At 65.7% G+C, this 18,396-nt stretch carries 16 protein-coding genes; 8 read left to right on the forward strand and 8 right to left on the reverse strand.

Annotated elements, in window-relative coordinates; translation table 11 throughout:
• The first annotated feature begins 2 nt into the window (after positions 1 to 2).
• Both WKC72_RS07110 and WKC72_RS07115 read left to right on the forward strand, forming a co-directional pair.
• The gene (locus WKC72_RS07110; RefSeq protein ID WP_370182151.1) at positions 3 to 2,378 is read left to right on the forward strand and encodes an FdhF/YdeP family oxidoreductase; all 2,376 of its coding nucleotides are present in this window, start codon (positions 3 to 5) and stop codon (positions 2,376 to 2,378) included.
• Positions 2,379 to 2,504: 126 nt separating this feature from the next.
• On the forward strand, positions 2,505 to 3,410 hold the full coding sequence (locus WKC72_RS07115; RefSeq protein WP_268789115.1) for a DMT family transporter: 906 nt from the start codon (positions 2,505 to 2,507) through the stop codon (positions 3,408 to 3,410).
• Here the strand turns inward: WKC72_RS07115 and WKC72_RS07120 are convergent.
• Complete coding sequence (locus WKC72_RS07120) at positions 3,383 to 4,150, reverse strand: hypothetical protein (RefSeq protein ID WP_268789116.1); 768 nt, start codon at positions 4,148 to 4,150, stop codon at positions 3,383 to 3,385. The genes WKC72_RS07115 and WKC72_RS07120 overlap by 28 nt on opposite strands.
• A gap of 132 nt (positions 4,151 to 4,282) precedes the next feature.
• Here WKC72_RS07120 and WKC72_RS07125 point away from each other — a divergent pair, with 132 nt between their 5' ends.
• Positions 4,283 to 4,528 carry a sigma factor-like helix-turn-helix DNA-binding protein gene (locus WKC72_RS07125; RefSeq protein WP_268789117.1) on the forward strand — a complete coding sequence of 82 codons (246 nt, stop codon included), beginning with the start codon at positions 4,283 to 4,285 and terminating at the stop codon, positions 4,526 to 4,528.
• 121 nt (positions 4,529 to 4,649) lie between these two features.
• Complete coding sequence (locus WKC72_RS07130) at positions 4,650 to 4,958, forward strand: antibiotic biosynthesis monooxygenase (protein ID WP_037230022.1); 309 nt, start codon at positions 4,650 to 4,652, stop codon at positions 4,956 to 4,958.
• A gap of 382 nt (positions 4,959 to 5,340) precedes the next feature.
• On the opposite strand, the gene WKC72_RS07135 is transcribed toward WKC72_RS07130, so the two are convergent.
• The 5 genes from WKC72_RS07135 to WKC72_RS07155 form a co-directional block, all read right to left on the reverse strand.
• Positions 5,341 to 6,555, reverse strand: a complete 1,215-nt coding sequence (locus WKC72_RS07135; protein WP_370182152.1) for an MFS transporter — start codon at positions 6,553 to 6,555, stop codon at positions 5,341 to 5,343.
• A 173-nt stretch (positions 6,556 to 6,728) separates the two neighbouring features.
• Entirely contained in the window at positions 6,729 to 8,123 is a 1,395-nt protein-coding gene (locus WKC72_RS07140) for an MmgE/PrpD family protein (protein ID WP_370182153.1), read from the reverse strand.
• A gap of 47 nt (positions 8,124 to 8,170) precedes the next feature.
• Positions 8,171 to 9,577, reverse strand: coding sequence for an MmgE/PrpD family protein (locus tag WKC72_RS07145; RefSeq protein WP_370182154.1), 1,407 nt, complete (start codon positions 9,575 to 9,577; stop codon positions 8,171 to 8,173).
• 213 nt (positions 9,578 to 9,790) lie between these two features.
• Positions 9,791 to 10,609 (reverse strand): IclR family transcriptional regulator, encoded by an 819-nt coding sequence (locus tag WKC72_RS07150; protein ID WP_370182155.1) that lies wholly within the window; start codon positions 10,607 to 10,609, stop codon positions 9,791 to 9,793.
• Between the two features lie 207 nt (positions 10,610 to 10,816).
• A complete protein-coding gene (locus tag WKC72_RS07155) occupies positions 10,817 to 11,629 on the reverse strand; it encodes an enoyl-CoA hydratase/isomerase family protein (protein ID WP_268789123.1) in 813 nt (270 codons plus the stop codon).
• A gap of 364 nt (positions 11,630 to 11,993) precedes the next feature.
• Here WKC72_RS07155 and WKC72_RS07160 point away from each other — a divergent pair, with 364 nt between their 5' ends.
• Both WKC72_RS07160 and WKC72_RS07165 read left to right on the forward strand, forming a co-directional pair.
• On the forward strand, positions 11,994 to 12,353 hold the full coding sequence (locus tag WKC72_RS07160) for a carboxymuconolactone decarboxylase family protein (RefSeq protein ID WP_268789124.1): 360 nt from the start codon (positions 11,994 to 11,996) through the stop codon (positions 12,351 to 12,353).
• A gap of 133 nt (positions 12,354 to 12,486) precedes the next feature.
• A complete protein-coding gene (locus WKC72_RS07165) occupies positions 12,487 to 13,452 on the forward strand; it encodes an amidohydrolase (RefSeq protein WP_370182156.1) in 966 nt (321 codons plus the stop codon).
• A 4-nt stretch (positions 13,453 to 13,456) separates the two neighbouring features.
• Here the strand turns inward: WKC72_RS07165 and WKC72_RS07170 are convergent, their stop codons facing one another.
• Positions 13,457 to 14,602, reverse strand: coding sequence for a serine hydrolase domain-containing protein (locus tag WKC72_RS07170; protein WP_370182157.1), 1,146 nt, complete (start codon positions 14,600 to 14,602; stop codon positions 13,457 to 13,459).
• Positions 14,599 to 15,990, reverse strand: a complete 1,392-nt coding sequence (locus WKC72_RS07175; protein ID WP_370182158.1) for an APC family permease — start codon at positions 15,988 to 15,990, stop codon at positions 14,599 to 14,601. The genes WKC72_RS07170 and WKC72_RS07175 overlap by 4 nt, the downstream gene beginning before the upstream one ends.
• 146 nt (positions 15,991 to 16,136) lie before the next feature.
• Between WKC72_RS07175 and WKC72_RS07180 the strand changes: the two genes are divergently transcribed.
• Both WKC72_RS07180 and WKC72_RS07185 read left to right on the forward strand, forming a co-directional pair.
• Positions 16,137 to 16,847, forward strand: coding sequence for a TetR/AcrR family transcriptional regulator (locus WKC72_RS07180; RefSeq protein ID WP_370182159.1), 711 nt, complete (start codon positions 16,137 to 16,139; stop codon positions 16,845 to 16,847).
• 181 nt (positions 16,848 to 17,028) lie between these two features.
• The gene (locus WKC72_RS07185; RefSeq protein WP_370182160.1) at positions 17,029 to 18,390 is read left to right on the forward strand and encodes an MFS transporter; all 1,362 of its coding nucleotides are present in this window, start codon (positions 17,029 to 17,031) and stop codon (positions 18,388 to 18,390) included.
• Positions 18,391 to 18,396 lie beyond the last annotated feature (6 nt).

Below are 18,396 nucleotides of genomic sequence, written 5' to 3' on the forward strand. Positions count from 1 at the left end.
CGATGCGACACAAGGACGAGGAACGCGATTACGACGAGGCCGATCTCGAGGTCGGGCCGCCGAAGGACCACGCGGCCGGTCCGACCGCTGTCGCGGTGTCGATGAAGCGCGCGCTCGAGCACATGGGCGTGGTTCGTACGGCCGAGACGTTGCTGCAGTTGAACCAGGCCGAGGGGTTCGATTGCATGAGCTGCGCGTGGCCCGATCCCGACCCGGGTCACCGCCACGCCGCGGAGTTCTGTGAGAACGGCGCCAAGGCGGTGGCGGAAGAAGCCACCCGCGACCGCGCAACACCCGAATTCTTCGCCCGCCACAGTATCGCCGAACTCGACTGCCACAGCGAGCACTGGCTGGGGCAGCAGGGCCGGATCACGCATCCGATGGTGAAGCGGCCCGGCGGTACGCACTACGAACCCATCGAATGGGACGAGGCATTCGCCCTGATCGGCAATCAGCTGAACGCCCTGGACCGTCCGGACGAGGCGATCTTCTACACGTCCGGCCGGGCGTCCAACGAGGCCGCGTTCGCGTACCAGCTGTTCGTCCGCGCGTTCGGGACGAACAATCTGCCCGACTGTTCCAACATGTGCCACGAATCGACCAGCATCGCGCTGCAGGAGTCGATCGGCATCGGCAAGGCCAGCGTCACGATGGACGACGTCTATCAGGCGAAGCTCATTGTCCTGCAGGGCCAGAATCCGGGGACCAACCATCCGCGAATGCTGTCGGCGCTGGAGAAGGCCAAGCAGAACGGCGCGAAGATCCTCTCGATCAACCCGCTCCGCGAGGCGGGCCTGGTCAACTTCAAGAATCCGCAGACGCCCCGCGGCATGGTGGGTCCCGGCACCGACCTGTCCGACATGCATCTGCCCATCGCACTGAACGGCGATCTCGCGCTGCTCCAGGCGTTCGGCTCATTGCTCGTCGAATGGGATGCCCTCGACCACGAGTTCATCGAACAGCACACGATCGGATTCGAGCTGTGGAAGCAGCACGTTACCGACATCGACTGGGACGTCGTCACCCGCACGACCGGGCTGTCGCGGGAGCAGATCACCGACGCGGCCCGGCTCCTGCGGGAGTCCGACGCCACCGTCTTCTGCTGGGCGATGGGCCTCACCCAGCACCACAACTCGGTGGCGATCATCAAGGAAGTCACCAATATCGCTCTCGCCCAGGGAAACATCGGCAAACCCGGTGCCGGGCTGCTGCCGGTGCGCGGGCACTCGAACGTGCAGGGCGACCGCACGATGGGAATCTGGGAGCGTCCGCCGCGACACTTCCTGGACGCGCTCGCGAAGGAGTTCGACTTCGATCCGCCCCGCGAGAACGGCTACGACACCGTCGATTCCATCCGCGCGATGCGCGACGGCAAGGCGCACTTCTTCCTCGGGCTGGGCGGCAACTTCGTCCAGGCCGCCCCGGACACCGACGTCACCGCGGCCGCACTGCGCAAGACCCGGATGACCGTCCACGTCTCGACGAAGATCAACCGCTCGCATCTCGTGTGCGGTGACACCGCCCTGATCCTGCCGACGAAAGGCCGCACCGAGCAGGACGTCCAGGCCGGCGGGCCGCAGTTCATCTCGGTCGAGGACTCGACGTGCTCGGTCCACGCGTCCCGGGGACCGTTGAAACCGGCCAGCCCGCACCTCGATTCGGAGGTCGGAATCGTCACGCGCATCGCGGAGGCCACGATCGGCGACCGCTACGGTCTCGAGTGGAAGAAGATGCGGGACGATTACGCGAACATCCGCCTGCACATCTCGCGGGTGGTGCCCGGGTGTGAAGGCTACGAGGTGAACGTCCGCCGGCCGGGCGGGTTCGTCCTGCCGCACCCGCCGCGCGATTCCCGCACGTTCCCCACCCACTCGGGGCGCGCCGAATTCGCGGTGTCCCCGATCGAGGTGCTGCAGGTGCCTCCGGGGCACGTGATCCTGCAGACGATCCGCAGCCACGACCAGTTCAACACCACGATCTACGGGCTCAGCGACCGCTACCGCGGAATCGAGGGAGGTCGCCGCGTGATCTTCCTGCACCGCGACGACATCGCGTCCCTCGGATTCGACGACGGTGACATGGTCGACCTCTTCACCCACTGGGCAGGCGACGACCGGGTCCGCTGCGCCCACGATTTCCGGATCGTCGAATACGACACGCCCCGGGGTTCGGCCGCCGCCTACTACCCGGAGACCAACCCGCTCGTCCCGCTCGATTCCACGGCCGTCGGCAGCAACTGTCCCACGTCGAAGTCCGTCATCGTCTCGGTCGAACACGCCGGCAAATACAGCGCCGAATGCCCACCGGAGGCGAGCCAGGACGAGGTCGGATCGGACCGATTCCACAAGGCGACCCCCCAGCCGAAGCATCTCTCCTGACGTGAGTGGCATCGTGTGCCCCGGCACGCTTTCCCACTCACCTGCGCACGTGAGTGGCGATGTGTGCGGGGGTGCGCATCGGCACTCACGTCACCGGGCGAACCGGACATTCTGCACTTACAGTGAATGACTGTGACCGACTCCGTGCTCGCCGTGGTGTTCGCAGTGGGTGCCGCGCTGTGCATCGCCGTCGGGACGGTGGTCCGTCACCGCAGTGCTGCGCAGATCCCGGACCAGAACGTCGGCGTACTCGGACCGATCACGACGCTGGTGCGTCAACCGGTGTGGTGGGTCGGCACAGTCGTCGGGATCGGCGGGTACGCGCTGCAGGCGGCCGCCCTGGGCCTGGGGTCGCTGCTGCTGGTGCAACCGCTGCTCGTGCTGTCGCTGCTGTTCGCGTTGCCGCTGGGTGCCCGGTTCTCCGGGCGGACGGTCACCCGCGCCGACTGGCTGTGGGCCTCCGCCCTCACCGCGGCGATCGCGGTCCTCGTCGTGGTCGGCGACCCACGACCGGGCGTCGAGCGCGCGGAGACCCGGCACTGGATCGTGATCTGCCTGATCGGGCTGCCCTTCGTCCTCGCGTGCCTGCTGGGTGCGCGGTCGGGCAGCCGGTCGCGCCGCGCACTGCTGCTCGGCCTGGCGGGTGGTGCGTTGTTCGGTGTGGCAGCGGTACTGACGAAGGGCGTGGTGCACCTCGCCGGTGAGGGGCCGAGACCGCTGTTCACCTCGATCGAGTTGTACGCCCTCGTCGTCGTGGGAGCCGCCGCGGTCACGCTTCAGCAGTCGGCCTTTCAGGTTGGAGCGCTGCAGGCGTCGCTCCCCGCGACCACGGTGATGGAACCCCTCGTGGCGTCGCTGCTCGGTTTCGTGGTGCTCGGCGAGTACCTGGATGCAGACCGGAAGGTGACCGCCGTCCTCGTCATCGCCCTGGTCGCCGTCATCTTGGCCGCGGTGGCCCTGGCGCGCGGCGCCGCCGTCGTGGAGGACACTGCATCGGATCCGGCTCAGCCCCTGTCCCGGTCGCGCAGGTAGGCCGATAACGGTTCGTCGCGTTGTATGCGCGACAAAGCGATTCGACGCGCCGCCCCCCACATCAGCGCGGAGATGACGACGGCGAGGGCGACGCACAGTGCGAAGTCCGCGGTGCCGATCCGCGTGTGCACGTCGGCCGGTCGCACGAGCCGCCACAGCACCACCGGGACGACGGCGATCGCGACCGAGAACGCGGGGAACACCCCGTACGGCACCACCAGCAGGATCAGCCACCGGACGACGACCGTGCGCCACCGGTCGCGTTGCTCCCACCGCCACCGCAGGGACCGCTGGTGGTAGGGGAAGTACACCCCGACCAGACTCGACCCGGCGAGTGCGCCGAACGGGCACAGCGCCACCGCGACCACCACCACCGCGGTGTACAGCCAGTCCTGCTCGGCGAAACCCACGACGATCGCGATGGTCGCGCAGATCGGGGCGATCAGCATCCACAGTGCCACCGCCTTCGCGGCGAGTAACGCACCCAGCGCGTCCCGGTCGTCGAGTGCGGCGAGGACGCGCTCGCGGTCCGGTGCCAGAACGTTGGTGGCGGTGACGTCGGCGTACATCCAGCCGGCGAGGGCCAGCGCGAAACCCGACGGTCCGGTCCACTCGAACAACCAGTTCCTGGGCAGCAGGAACCAGGCCCCGATCATCAGGACGGCATTGAACGCCACGGTGGCAAGGGTGTCTGCCGGGTTGCGCCAGATTCTGATCCACTCCGCGCGAAGAGCGGTCATGCCGTTCAGCGTAAAGCGTCGGGCAGGACGGCGGACCCGGGTCGGCGGGATCCCGGACGATCGGGACGCCGGTCCCTTCCCCCTGGGACGTCGGGTCAGCGACAGTGGTGCGATCCGAGAGAAAGGCCTGTCGTGACCCTCGACGACGAGGAGGCAGCCGGGGCCGCGGCCCTGATGGACTCCCTCCCCGACCGCCACCGGACGGTGCTGCGACTCCGGCTCGCGCACCGCCTCCCCGCCGTCGAGGTGGCACGCATCCTCGGGACGAACGTCGAGGCCGTACTCCTCCTCCAGCATGCGGCGCTCAACCTCCTCCGGCGGCAACTCGCCGCAGGGACGGTGTTGGACGGCGACAATCCTGCGGACCAGCGGCACTGATCGACGCTGCGGGATCCCGCGGTGCTGCCTCTTTCACGTCGTCGCGACGGCATGCTGCCGCATTCGTGGAGTTTGTCGACCCACGGGTTCATTCTGAGAAGGGCCGGAAAGGAGAGCCAAGATGATGACAATCGTCACTCGCGTTGTGCTTCGCGAGGAGGGAGCCGACCAATGGGACCGCGCAATGCATGAGCGGGTCACTGCGGCGCGTGAAAAGCCCGGGTGGATATCTGCGCAGCTTCTCAAAGGGGTCGACGAGCCACTCGAGCGCGCCATCGTCGGCGTCTGGGAATCGAGAGAAGACTGGTCGGCCTGGCATCATGACGAAGCCTTCCGTTCGACTCGTGAAGAGCTCGTGGGTCTCGAGGCCGGCCCGATGGACTCCACCTGGTTCGAGGTGGTCCAGAACACTGCGACTGAAGAAGACTGAACGGGATGCTCGGTGGCTACCGGCTGGAATCGGGTGAGGAGTACGTGTGATCCGGGCGTGCTGATCGAGCCGCGCCCGGACCACCTGGGATCCGGTGGTGCCGGATTTTCGGTTCGGCGGTGTGTATCCGGATTCGTCGAAGCATCTTCCGCTGAAATATTCGACGAAGTGAAAGCAGTTCCGTCCCTGACGAACTCGTATCCGGAATGTCACGCTGCGACACCGCCATCCATGCGTTGGCATGCTCAACGTGCGGTCCCGCTCGACGACGGTCCCAGCCCCGGCCTGTCGTCTGTCGCCGGCACCCACGCGCCGACGACGAACACCGTGCCGGCTCACAGGATCTGGCTGCAGCGAAGGACCGCCACCTGAGCGCGGCCTCCTACTCTGCAACTGCGAGGGGGTGGGCATCCACGTGAGATGCGTCGGCTTCGACGGCGCGGGTGACGCGCATGAGGGGGACTGCCACGAGGGCTGCGAGTAGGAGGGGCACGATGACCGCCAGGTACATCGCACGCGGCGTCATCACGCTGAGCGCGTATCCCGCGACGATGGGCGAGAGGATCGCGCCAGCACGCCCGATGCCCATCATCGCGCCGTACCCCTTGGCCCGCGCGAGCACCGGGTACACCTCAGTCGAGGCGGAGGTGTATCCCGAAAGGCCCGCGAAGATGCCACCGCCGAGCAGCGCGGCCATCGCCAACGCGAACGGACCCTGAAGCGTGACCGCGAAGGCTGCAATCGCCACAGCGGACACAAGGGAGGTTGCGAACGCGATCCGCGCACCCGGGAACCGCAGACCGAACGCACCGAAAAGGCATGCTCCAACAACCGAACCGACGCCGATCATGATGCCTGCCAAGGCGCCACTGCCCGCGTCCCCGCTGGTCGCCTTGATGAGCTGCGGCGTCCAGGTGCTCACGAAGTAGTAGCCCGCGGTGAGCATCGAGTAGCCGAACACCAGCAGGAGTGTGCGCGCTCGCAGATTCCGACCGAGGAGAGGGGTCGGGACCTCGGGCTCAGCCGCCACGCGGTTACCTGTTCGAGGTGCATTCTTGCGTGCGAGGAATTCGGGGGATTCGCGGAGGAAAGCGACGGTCACGATGAACGACACAATCCCCAGCCCGGCGCCGATCCAGAACATGCCCTGCCAAGCCCCACCCGCCAGGGCGATGAGCCCGGCACCGGCGAAGCCGGCCAGCAACGTGCCGAGCGGGTACCCGATCATGACCATTCCGACCGCCACACTGCGGCGATTGGTCGGGGCGGCCTCCTGGCAGAGGACGATGATGACGACGCTGATGGTGCCGATCGCGATGCCCGTGACGAAGCGAGTGGCGAGGAGTGTCTCGAAGTTGATCGAGAGTGCCGACCCGGCCAACCCGAGGGTGTTGGTGGCGAGGCCGGCCAGCAGGACGCGCCGCCGGCCGAAGACGTCCGCGAAACGGGCGAGGCCGATCGCGCCCACCGCCATTCCCGCGAGTGCCGCGCTGATCAGGTAACCCTTCTGAGGGTTGGTGGCGAAACCCTCGGGCAGGTGCGGCATCGCAAAACCCATCACGAGAACGTCGTAGCCGTCCAGCATATTCAAGAACATGCAAAAGAGCACCGTCGCAAGCTGATACGGGCGCATACCCGTCCGCGTCGGCCAATCCTTGGTCCCGCTCATCGGGTCCCTCTCGCTCGAAGTGTTGAAGTGTCCTAGCTGTAATTCCTGGGGAAGTTTTCCTCGTGACCTCTGGCTATGGGCCCGTCCTCGGTGGGAGGGAATCAGACCTTCAGCAGGGCTGCGAAGTCGGAGGCGGGTTGGTCGAGGTCGCCGTGCTGGATGGCGTGGAGCAGGGTGTCGCCGCGCTCGGTGCCCAGCGATGCCGAGGTCACGTCGCGGAATTTCGCGTCGAGGTCCTCCTGCGGCATCGGGTTTTCGGCGGTGCCGGTGGGGTTGTCGACGAACAGGTGTTCGCTGGTGCCGTCGGTGTAGGTGACGGTGATGTCGCCGACCCAGCGGCCGGGGTAGGCGGTGTCGAGTTCGGGTGTGACCTCGATCTTGACCTTCTGGGCGAGGGTGGCGACGTCGCTGCCGGGACCGAGGTCGAGCCGCCCGGCCAGGTAGGCGTTGTGAGTGCGGAAGCCGTTTCCCTTGCCGAGCAACGACAGCGAGAACTGGAACGGCAGGCTGTACTGCAGGTGCTCGATGATCTTCGGTGCGTAGGCGTTGGCGTTCTTGTTGCCGATGACGACGTCGCCGCCGGTCTGGATGCCGAGCAACACCGAGTCGACGTCGGCGGCCCGGGCCGCGAGTTGGCGGGCGCCGTCGATGTAGGCGTGGTTGATGCCGCAGCAGCAGTACGGCTTGATCCAGATGCGGGTGATCTCGAACGGCTGGTCGAGGCCGAAGGTGGCGGCGTCGTCGTCGGCGACCGGGCGGCCGACGAACGTGCGGTAGAAGCCCTTCCCGCCGGTGAGGAAGGTGGTGGGACCGGTGATGCCCGCGGCGGCCATGTCGGCGGCACGGATGCCGTTGCGGGTGCCGATACCGGAGTGGATGCGTTTGATGGAGCCGCCGGAGGAGGTGTATTCGGTGGTGCCGGAGGCGTGGCTGAGGGCGATGGCGAGGGCGTGGACGGTGGTCTCGGTGTCGAAGCCGCGCATCTTGGCGGTGACGGCGGCGGCGCCGAAGTTCGACAGCAGTCCGTGGGGGTGGAAGCCGCGTTCGAGGAGTTGGGGTGCGGCGAGGTTGCCGATGCGGGTGTAGACCTCGTAGCCGACGACGATGCCGGTGATGACCTCGGCCATGGTGGCGCCGAGTTCTTCGCCGACGGCGAGGGCGGTGGAGACGACGCAGCTGCCGGGGTGTGAGGAGCTGGCGCGGTGGGCGTCGTCGTATTCGAAGCCGTGGCCGAAGGAGGCGTTGACGAAGGCGGCGTCGGCGGCGCTCATCTGGTCGCCTGTGGCGGCGACGTGTGATTTGCCGGGGACGTGCGCGGCGCGGGTCAGGTCGAGCAGTGCCTGGCTCCAGGGCAGTGAGGCGCTTCCGATTTGCAGGGCGAGTTGGTCCTGCATGAGGCGGCGGGCGCCGGCGAGGGCGTCGGCGGGGATGGTGTCGAAGGTCAGGTCGGTGACGAGCCGGGCGGCGGCTTCTTCGACGGGTGGGAGGGTGCCCATGGGTGTGTCCTTTGCGGTGTTGGGGGTCAGGAAAGCGCACCGGGCGCTCAGGGCGCCGGGGTCAGTGGGAGAAGCAGCGCCGCGACCACGTCGTCGGCCTTCTCCAGCGCAAGGATGTCGTCGACCATCGCCTCGACCACCTGCTCGCTGAGCGGCAGCACCGAGAACGGGACGCACATCCGGAACTTGTCGATGAAGTCCTGCTCACTGAACGGGTTCTCCGGGTGCCCCTTGACGTACACGTGCTCGGTCACGATCTTGCGGCCGTCTCGCAGCGTGGTCGTGAGCCGGGCTCCCCAATCCGACACGGACGGGTCCTCGGTGGCCGAGATCGTCGACATCAGTTCTCGGACGTCCTGGCGTTGCCGGGCTTCGGCCGCGTACGACTGCAAGAAGACCTTTTTGTCGATCGCGGCGGTTGCGACGGCATACGGCAGGCTGAACTGGCATTCCGGAACCGTCTGCGGATGCCACTTCTTGTCGGTCGGTTCGCACACGGCGCGCCAGCCCGAGGTGGAGACATCGATGTGAATCTCGGCGATGTCGCCGGCAGCGAAATCGTGTGTGCGCATCTGTTCCAGGATTCCGTCGATCGACGAGTGCGAGAAGTAGCAGGCGCTGTAGCCCTTGGTGATGATCTGCATCATTTCCCAGCGCTCGCCCAGATCGCGAGTGAGTGCATCGGGATCCGTCTGCCAGCGCGCCGTGCGCAGGTATCCGTTGGCTCCCGTCAGCACCTCCTGACGCGGTCCGGTGATGCCCTTTTCTGCGAGTAGGCAGGCGGTGATCGCGGATTGGCAGACCAGACCGTGGTGCACGCGGACCATCAGGGTGGCGGGTGCGTAGATCGCCATCGTGTGGGGCTGGGTCATCGTGCGTGCGATCCCCTGGGCATTCTCCAACTGTTCCTGGGAGAAGCCGAGGAGCTTCCCGACCGCGGCGACAGCCCCGAAAATGTAGTGGCCGCCACAGTCATTGGACTTCACGGCCGAGCTGATGAGCTTGTAGGCGGACCCCACGCGAATGAGAGTCTCCTGGCCGACTACCAACGCCGTGAGAAACTCCTCTCCGGTGACGTTCGGCCGCAGGCCGGTTGCCGCGAGCAGGCACGCAACGACGTATTCACTGATGTGACCCGCTTCTTCGTGAAGATCGCCGCAGTCCATGGCGCGAGGCATCGGCCCGATCGCCAGCGCCGCCTCCGTCGCCGGGACTCGGCCGCCATAGAACGGTAAGACGGACTGTGGTGTTCCGCCCTTGTCCTTGACCATCTCCACGATCGCCGGGATGCCGTCCATGCCCGAGCCGCCGATCATCACGGCCATGCAGTCCAGCAGGGTGTGCTTTGCGTGGCGGACGACGTCCTCCGGGAGATCCGTGTAGCCGGTCTGCACCGCCATGCGGCACAGGGTGCTCATCGGATCTTCTGAATTCTGGATCTCGTACCTGGTCATCTACTCGGGCGTCCGTCCTGCGCCGACCTCGACCTCGAGGCCGGTCACGTGTCTCGCCTCGTCCGCTGCGTTTCGCATCAGAGGTCTCCGCTCTCATTCCGTTTTCTGTCAGGTCGAGATTCGCTCACCGCCGAAGCGGGCGGAAGTAGCTTTCTCGGTCAACGAGAAACAATTAGTGAGACCGGTCTCAACACCGTGGAAGAGTGGGGCAGCTCATGTGGGGTCGGTGGCGTGCCGGATCTGCTGCATCAGCAGGGTCAACCGGGGGTTGGTGTGCCCGCTGCCTGCAAGGAACGCCCGGGAGATGCCGCGGGCGGTCGTGTGCAGTGCCGGCAGCAGATCGGACGGCACGCCCACACCGAACGGCGTCGTGACGGACAGCGCGGCGAGCGCGGTACCGTCGTCGGAGAGTATCGGCACGGCGATTCCGGTGGCGTCGGGCGAGATCCATTGCCGTGCGACGACATACCCAACTCGGCGGGTCTCGTACACGATCCGTGCAAGTTCAGTGCGGTCGACCACGGTGTGCTCGGTGAAGCGAGTGACCTTGGCCTCCTGGAGGATTCGCTCCCGCACGTCCGGCGGCGCGAAGGCGACGAGAACCATGCCGGGAGACGACGTCAACGCGGGTAGGCGAACTCCGGGTTGCGTCACGTTCGTGGCACTCGGCTGCCGCGACGACAGGGTGTCGACGTTGATGACGTCGTTGCGATCGAGTATCGACAGCAGGGTAGGCGCGTTGACTACGTCTCGCAGGTCTTCCATGTAGGGGAGCGCGATCTCGCGGAGTGTGAGGACGCCTGACGATCTGGTCACGATCTCCCACAACCGCATTCCGATTCGGACCCGGCGGTCGGCGTCGCGGTCGAGGATCCCGAGGCCGACGAGTTCCGTGACGATACGATGCGCCGACGGGATCGGAATGTCCGCCTGGCGTGCGATCTCCGACGCGGTCAGGGAACCACCGGCGTCCTTGAACGCTTCGAGCACGCGCACGACCCGCTCGATCATCGACTCGCCACGCGCCGGCATCGACTGATCACCTCTGGACCTGAATCCGCAGGAACATTCTGAAGAGAGCTACCCGAACGCTCCGGTAGAGTCCCCGCACGCGGGTCGAGCGTGTGTGGACGGAGAACGACTTTACTCGCTCGCCCCAGGCGTTGAATCGGCCGGATTCGGGAATCGGGCAGTGCCATCGCACCGCCCCTGCCCGATCCGTCCATTCGGTCGGGGACCTCAATCTGTGAAGTGCGGATGCCGCCGCGCCTCAAAGGCGGCGATGCCTTCCGCCGGGTCCCCTCCGGCCATGGCCTCGACAACTGTCTCGCGCTCGAGGCGCAGACCAAGGTTCAGGGTGTTGTGCAGCGCGCCCCGGCCAAGCCGTTTCATGGCTGCCAACCCGGGCCGGCTCCGGGAAGCCAAGGCGCTGCAGTACTGCGTCGCTTCTTCGTCCAATCGCTCGGGGTCTACCACGTAGTTGACGATCCCCCAGCGCAACGCGGTTTCGGCGTCGATCCACCGGCCTGAATACATCAGGTCGAGTGCCCGGCTGAGGCCGATGAGTCGCGGAAGACGCTGGGTTCCACCCCAGGCCGGCACTAGCCCGTATTGCACGTGCTGATCGCCGAAACGAGCGTCACTTGCGGCGAAGACCACATCGCAGCACAGTGCCAGCTCGAGCCCGCCCGCGAGAGCGAGGCCCCGGCACGATGCGATCACGGGCAGTGGGCTGTTCTCCAGTCGCTGTAAGGTCTCGTGGACCAGTAGAAGGAAGTCGTCGAGCAGTGTCGGGTCTCGCATCATCACTTTTGCTTCTGCGAGATCGCCCCCGGTGCTGAAGTGTCTTCCCTGCGCGGTGATCAGCACAGACCGGACGCCGGAGTCGGGCTGCTCGAACTCGTCAATTGCCGCACGAATGGTTTCGAAGGCTGCCCGGCTCAGCGCATTGAACTTCTCGGGCCTGCTGAGTTCGATCACGCCGGCAGCGCTGCGACGGGTAACCGTTACGTCGCCAGCGGCGATCGGTGTGGTCGTTGCTTCAGGTGCCACAACGTCTCCGTTTCTCATTGATTTCGTTGGTCGACGGAACTGACGACCGGTGGATGGACGGTGTCTGGGTTGGACCGGCTACTCGGCCGGAAACCGTCGGCCGCGCCGGGCAGTCCCAGGACCGCGCTCGTGGGGAACATCGCGTTGTGCTCAATATATAATGCAACGCAATGTAGAATGCAGATAGAGTTTCTCCGTGCCGGCGACGACGGCGCACGCGCCGACTTGTCGAACGTGCGGTGCGAAGGCGACCGCCGTGACGTCCGAACTGCACGTACCTCTAGTGCGGAGCACGGCCAAAGCGCGATATGTACACAGTGCGTGCTCGCGAATTGCGGTTCCGTCCCATCCTCGAAGGAGACCGATGTCCGAAGATACCGAAGATGCAACTGTCAGTCGTGCGCAGAGGATGTTCGGCACTCTCGCGCCGAAGCTGGCATCGCTGACCGACGAGGTGCTGTTCGGTGACGTCTGGGAGCGACCTGGGTTGTCCCCACGCGACCGCAGTCTGATAACCGTGGCTGCGCTGGTCGCCCTCTGCCGGGAAAACCAAATGCCGGGGCATTTTTCGCGGGCATTGGACAATGGCGTACAGCAAGATGAACTCGTCGAAATCATCACACATCTCGCGTTCTACGCAGGATGGCCCAATGCCGTGACGGCGATAGCGACGCTCACGACCGTCCTCGAACAAGAGAATGATGCAGCGATCCCGACGAGCTGACCTAGGTCTGCGCAGCAGGAAGGGAACCGCTATGACCGAACACAACGGCAGGACGAGTGAACCGATTCTCGATCCCGACCTCGAGATCGTCGACTCGCACCACCACCTCTTCGACCGCCCGACCGGGCGCTACATGTTCGAGGACTATCTGGCGGATGCCTCGGCGGGGCACAACATCGCCTCCTCGGTGTACGTCGAAACCCAGGCGATGGCACGCACCTACGGTCCGGCGCAGTTGCGCGCGATTGGTGAGGTCGAGTTCGCCAACGGCGTGGCCGCGATGAGTGACACCGGCGGTTACGGACACTGCCGAGTCTCGGCCGCGATTGTGGGCTACGCAGACCTCACCGTCGGCGAGTCCGTGGGAGAGTTCCTCGATCTCGCGCTCTCGACCGCACCCGACCGCTTCCGTGGGGTCCGTCAGATACTCATCGACCACCCGTCTGAGGCGCCTTACCGGTACATCACGCACCGTCCCCCGAGCGGACTCATCCGCCGCCCGGGGCTCGTGTCAGGTCTGCGCGAGCTCGGGAAACGAGAACTCACTTTCGACGCCGCGGTCCTCCACCATCAGCTCCCAGAGCTGAGCAGATTGGCGGACTCCGTTCCGGAGACGACGATGGTCCTGAACCATCTGGGGTTGGCGATAGCCATGGAAACGAACGCTGAGGAGAGCAACGCAATCTTTCGATGCTGGAGAGACTCCCTGCATGATCTTGCACGACGTCCGAACGTCGTCTGCAAGATCGGTGGTCTAGGCCTGCCCTTCTGGGGTTTCGGCCTCGAAAGTCGGGAGAGCAAGGCCGGTTCTGATGAACTGGCAGAGATCTGGCGCCCATACGTCGAAACCGCGGTGGAGGCGTTTGGTGCTCACCGCTGCATGATGGAGAGTAACTTTCCACCGGATGCTCGATCGTGCGGATTCGTTCCCCTGTGGAATGCGCTCAAGTCCGTTACGGGAGCCTTCTCTGCCTCGGAGAGGACGGCTCTGTTCAGTCGTACGGCGAGGCGTGTTTACCGAATCCCGTCCGTTGGACAGGCGGACGTGCGCGGCCACCGCGGCCGTGGATCGGGGTCTCCGCCCGCCCTGATCCTGTGACCGTTCAGGTCAACGCTGCGGCGACGGCCTCGGCCGCGGCGAATGCGGCGTTGTCCAGTTCGTCGTTCACCGGTGTCGGGCAGGATGACAGCTTCACGACGACGACGCCCCGGTCGATGTCGATGTAGATGTACTGACCGTAGATGCCCAGACACAACAACACACGCCGGTCGGGGTGGGGAATCCAGAACTGATTGCGGTACATTCCGCCCGGGAACGGTGTTCCGGTCGGCGAATGAGAATATGCCTCATGCGAATCCGGCGCGCCACGCAGGGAATCATCGATCCAGTGCAGCGGCACGACCTGTTCGGTGCCGAGGCGTCCGCCGCGGCGGATCATCTCACCGAATCGCGCAACGTCCCGGAGCGTCGCGGCGAGGCCACCGTCCGCGAAAACGGCTCCGGCACGGTCGACCCCGGCGTCCATGTCGTCGGCGGCGAACTTCGACCACACGAGCCGCGACAGCAGTGCCGGCATACGATCGGCGGCGGCGCGTTCGCATACCCAGCCGAGTACATCCGTTTCGCACGATCGGTATTCGAAAGGGCCGCCGTGGGGGCGAGCCGCTTTCAGCATCGGAAGGAACTGGTAGAGCGACTGCGGCACCCAATCGTCGACCTGCGGAATCCAGCCCACGGCCTGATCGAGGAACCGCACCTCGGCGCCCGGTTCCAGGTATTCTTCGGAGAATCGGATGCCGGAACGCATGTCGAGGATGTGGCGCACGGTGGCACCCGCGTAGCCGGAGTTCGCGAGCTCCGGAATGTACTCGGTGAGCGCTGCGTCGGGGTCCAGCAGACCGGATGCGATCAAGTTCGCGGCAACGGTTCCGACGATTGATTTGCTGACCGAGAACAGCATGTGCGTCCGGCCGGGTTCGAGGTCTCCGGGATACAACTCGGCGCGCACGGTGCCGTTGTGAAGAACCATGAACCCGTCGGTGTAGGTGCGGTCGAGCACCGAACGGAGGGTCTCGGTGCCGACGGGGAGGTCGAGATCGAGCGGGTCGCCGTCGGTGAGTCGCAGTGGCTCCGATCCGGCAGCGACCCGTGCGGTCGGCACGACTTGCCGCATTCGGCCGAAGGTGTACCGGTTGGCCGGTGGGCTCTGCCAATCAGCAAGGCTGACAAACGACTTGGTATCGATCATTTCACTGCCTCGCTGCTCTGTCCGGCGGCGACAATGACCGCCTGCTCGTGGGTAAAGCTCATTTCGGGTGTCGGCCGGCGGAAGCCGCGTGTGAGCCAGACGAGGTAGACGATTCCGATTGCCAACCAGGAGATTCCGGAGATCAGTGCATGCTCGCTGAGCTGGGTGATCATGTACAGCGTCACCGCGGCGCCGACGAGCGGCAAGACCACGAAGCGGACTGGACTCAACTGCCGTGTGGCGTAGTTTCGCAGGTAGTACACGATGACGCAGAGGTTGACTGCGGTGAAGGCCGTGAACGCGCCGAAGTTGATGAATCCCGTCGCGGTCTCGAGCGGCATGTTCATACCGAGGAAGCACATGCTGCCCGTGACGAGCACGCAGAACACGGGAGTCTGGGTGCGGCCGTTGAGCTTTCCGAACAATCGGCGGGGAAGCACGCCGTCGCGGCCCATGATGAACAGTAGACGGCTCGAGCTGAGCTGGACGGCGAGGCAGGATGCCGATCCGGCGATGATTCCGGCGAGGTTGGTCCAATCTGCGAAGAACTGACCACCGACCTGCACCGACATCGCGTACGACGCGGCCTGCGCATCGTCGAAGATGTCGCCGGGGTGGACGAGCTGCATGACATATGCCACGGCGAAGAAGATGACGCCGCCGATCGAGACGATCCAGATGATGGCCCGCGGGATGTTTCGCGCGGCGTCCTTGGTCTCCTCGGCGAGTGTGGTTACCGCGTCGAAACCGAGAAACGAGTATGCCGCGATCGCCGCTGCCGCGGAGATGCCGGCGACCGTGCTGTTGGAGTTCCAGAACGGCTCGGTGTAGGAGGCGACGGGACTGCCGACGAGGAACTTGATGCAGTACGCGAAGAAGAGCAGTACCAAGAAGGTGGAGACGGCGAGCAGCAGCCGGTTGAGGCGATCGGCGAGTGCGATCCCGATGACGTTGATCGCCGTCGTCAAGCCGGCGTTGATCAACATCCACAGCCAGATCGGAACCGACGGGAACTGTGCGTTGAGCAGGATCGACTGCGCCAGCCACGCGACCATCGGCAAGAACAGGTAGTCCAACAGGATCGCCCAACCGACCAGGAACCCGGCCGCCGACCCGAGGTTGCGGCGCGCATAGAAGTACGCCGAACCCGAGACCGGGTAGATGCGCGCCAGCCGTGCGTAGCTCAGTGCGGTGAGCAGCATCGCCCCGGTCGCGACCAGGAACGCCGTGGGCGCCGTGCCGGCACTGACGACCGCGATGACGCCGAAGATGATCATGACCAGGCTGGGTGCCATGTAGGACAACCCGAACGCCACCACTGACGGAAGTGTCAGTCGCGGCGTCAACTGTGGTTCGTCAGTCGCTGTCGCGACCCGCGATTCCGTCATGCGAACTCCTTGAAGTAGTGCTGTGGCGACGACCACTAAACTCTGCTGCAACGGCGTTGTCAACGCTGTTGACAACTTTGTGGGTAGCGCGGTGTGCAGGTGCTGTTTTGCTACGGTGGATCGGTCGAGGGATCGAGGGGAGCAGGATGGCGAAGGACACCGCTCGCGCCACAACGCCGGGGCGGGCGACGCGGCGCGAACGCAAGGGGCTGCAGCAGGAAGCCGCGGTGAAGGCCGCGTTCGAACTCGCTCAGCGCGACGGCGCCGCGGGGCTGACGATGCGTCGCCTCGGCGAGGAACTGAAGGTCGATGCGACGACGCTGTACCGGCTGTTCCGCGACAAGGACGAGTTACTACTGGCCGTCTACGACCACGCGACCGCGGTCGAGCTTGCGGAGATCGGAGAGGTGCCCGAAGACGAGCACTGGCAGGACACGTTGCGGCGCATCGCCGATCGGATCTGGGTGACCGCGGTCCGCTCTCCTGCCATCGCGGCGCTGACGTTCGCCCGCACGACGGGCGGTCCGGCAGAGCGCCGAATGGTCGAGCTGATCCTCGAGACGTTCGCGCGGTCGGGCCTGTCACGCGAAGCCACGGTCCGGTACTACCGGGCATTTGCCGACGCCACGCTCGGGCTCGCCGGGCAGGTCGCCGTACTCGCCACCCTGGACCCCGAGATCCAGGCGAAGGACGCCGCGTCATGGACGCGCATCTACGCCCATCTTCCCGACGGTGAGTACCCGACGGCCCGTGCCCACATCACGGAGCTGACTGGCATCGATCGTCGGACGATCTACGATCTGGTCGTCGGGGCCGTGCTGGCGGCCGCCGAGCGCGAAAGCGCCGAGTCGGCCTAGCCATTCCTCAGGGGCTCGAACGACACCGTTCGTGCCGACCGCCCTCCCCGTGTGTTCGCCCGCAGCCGGAGGGGTGGCGCGCATCTCACTCACTCGCCACCCATGACCCTCGTCACTTGATTTTAAAGATTATGCATAATAGATTCACGCGACAAGCTGACCATCAGAGAGGACTTGACGCGTGGCGAAGAAACGCGAGGTATCCGTTCGGCGGGGATCCCACGAGCGCGGGAAAAAGGTCGGCGCGGCAGTCATCATCGGAACGTCGCTGGAGTGGTTCGACTTCTACCTCTACGCGTCGATGGCGGCGCTCGTCTTCGGCAAGGTGTTCTTCCCGTCGGCGAATTCGTCGGTCAGCACCCTCGCGGCGTTTTCCACGTTCGCGGTCGGATTCCTGGCCCGGCCCTTCGGGGGCATCCTCTTCGGAATCCTGGGTGACCGCATCGGGCGCAAGGCGGTGCTGTCGATCAGCCTGCTGATCATGGGAATCGCGTCCGGGCTCATCGGGCTCGTGCCGTCGTATGCCGCGATCGGCGTGGCGGCACCGGCGCTGCTGATCATTCTGCGGATCCTGCAGGGCTTCGGCGCGAGTGCCGAACTGGGCAGCGCAATCACGGTGGCGTACGAGCATGCCGACGAGAAGACCAGGGGCCGGTACGGCGCCTACCCGGTGATGGGGGCGCAGATCGGCCTGCTTGCGGCGTCACTCGCTGTTGCCGCGGTCACCAGCCTCGACGACGAAGCCCTCTACACGTGGGGATGGCGGGTGCCGTTCATCGCGAGCTTTGCGATCGTGATCGTGGGCTACTGGATTCGCCGCGCGATGCCCGAATCGGAGGAATTCGAGAAGGTGGCGACCGAGGCGCGGCAACGTAAGGGCTTCCAGGTTCTGCGTGACCTGGTGCGCGGCAACTGGCGGGGCCTTCTCGTGGTTGCGGCCGTGTACGGCGGGTATTCCGCCCTCTCCTACACCTTCAAGACGTTCTCACTGTCCTACCTCACGGAGTTTCAGGGTGTGGCGAAGAATGTCGGCGCCCTCGGGGTGACGTTCGCGAGCATCGCGGCGATCATCGCGTGTCCGCTGATCGGGCGCCTGTCCGACCGTGTGGACACCCGCAAGGTCATGATCGGCGCGGCGATCGGGGTCGCACTGATGGCCTTCCCTGCCTTCTGGCTGTTCGACACCGGTCGCTCCCCGCTCATCTGGGGTGTCATGGTCGTGACCACAGGTGTCCTGGCACCGATGATCATGGTGGCGGCAAGCCCGTACATGGCACGGCAGTTCCCCACGGAGGTCCGCGCCTCGGGCATCGGCACCGGCCGGGAGGTCAGCGGCGCCGCAGCAGGGGGCCTGGCCCCGATCCTTGCGCTGACGATGGTGACCATGTCGCCCAGCCACTCGACGTGGGGCGTATCGCTCCTGATCATCGGGTGCGCGGTTCTGGTGGTCGTCGGCGGGCTGTTCGACCAATCCCGTCGGGTGACGCGTGACGCGACCGCACCGTCGGAGGTCCCGGAGGTGCTGGAGCCGCAGCGCCGCTAGCCCGCC

The sequence above is a fragment of the Rhodococcus wratislaviensis genome, assembly GCF_041228765.1.
Lineage (GTDB): Bacteria > Actinomycetota > Actinomycetes > Mycobacteriales > Mycobacteriaceae > Rhodococcus_F > Rhodococcus_F wratislaviensis.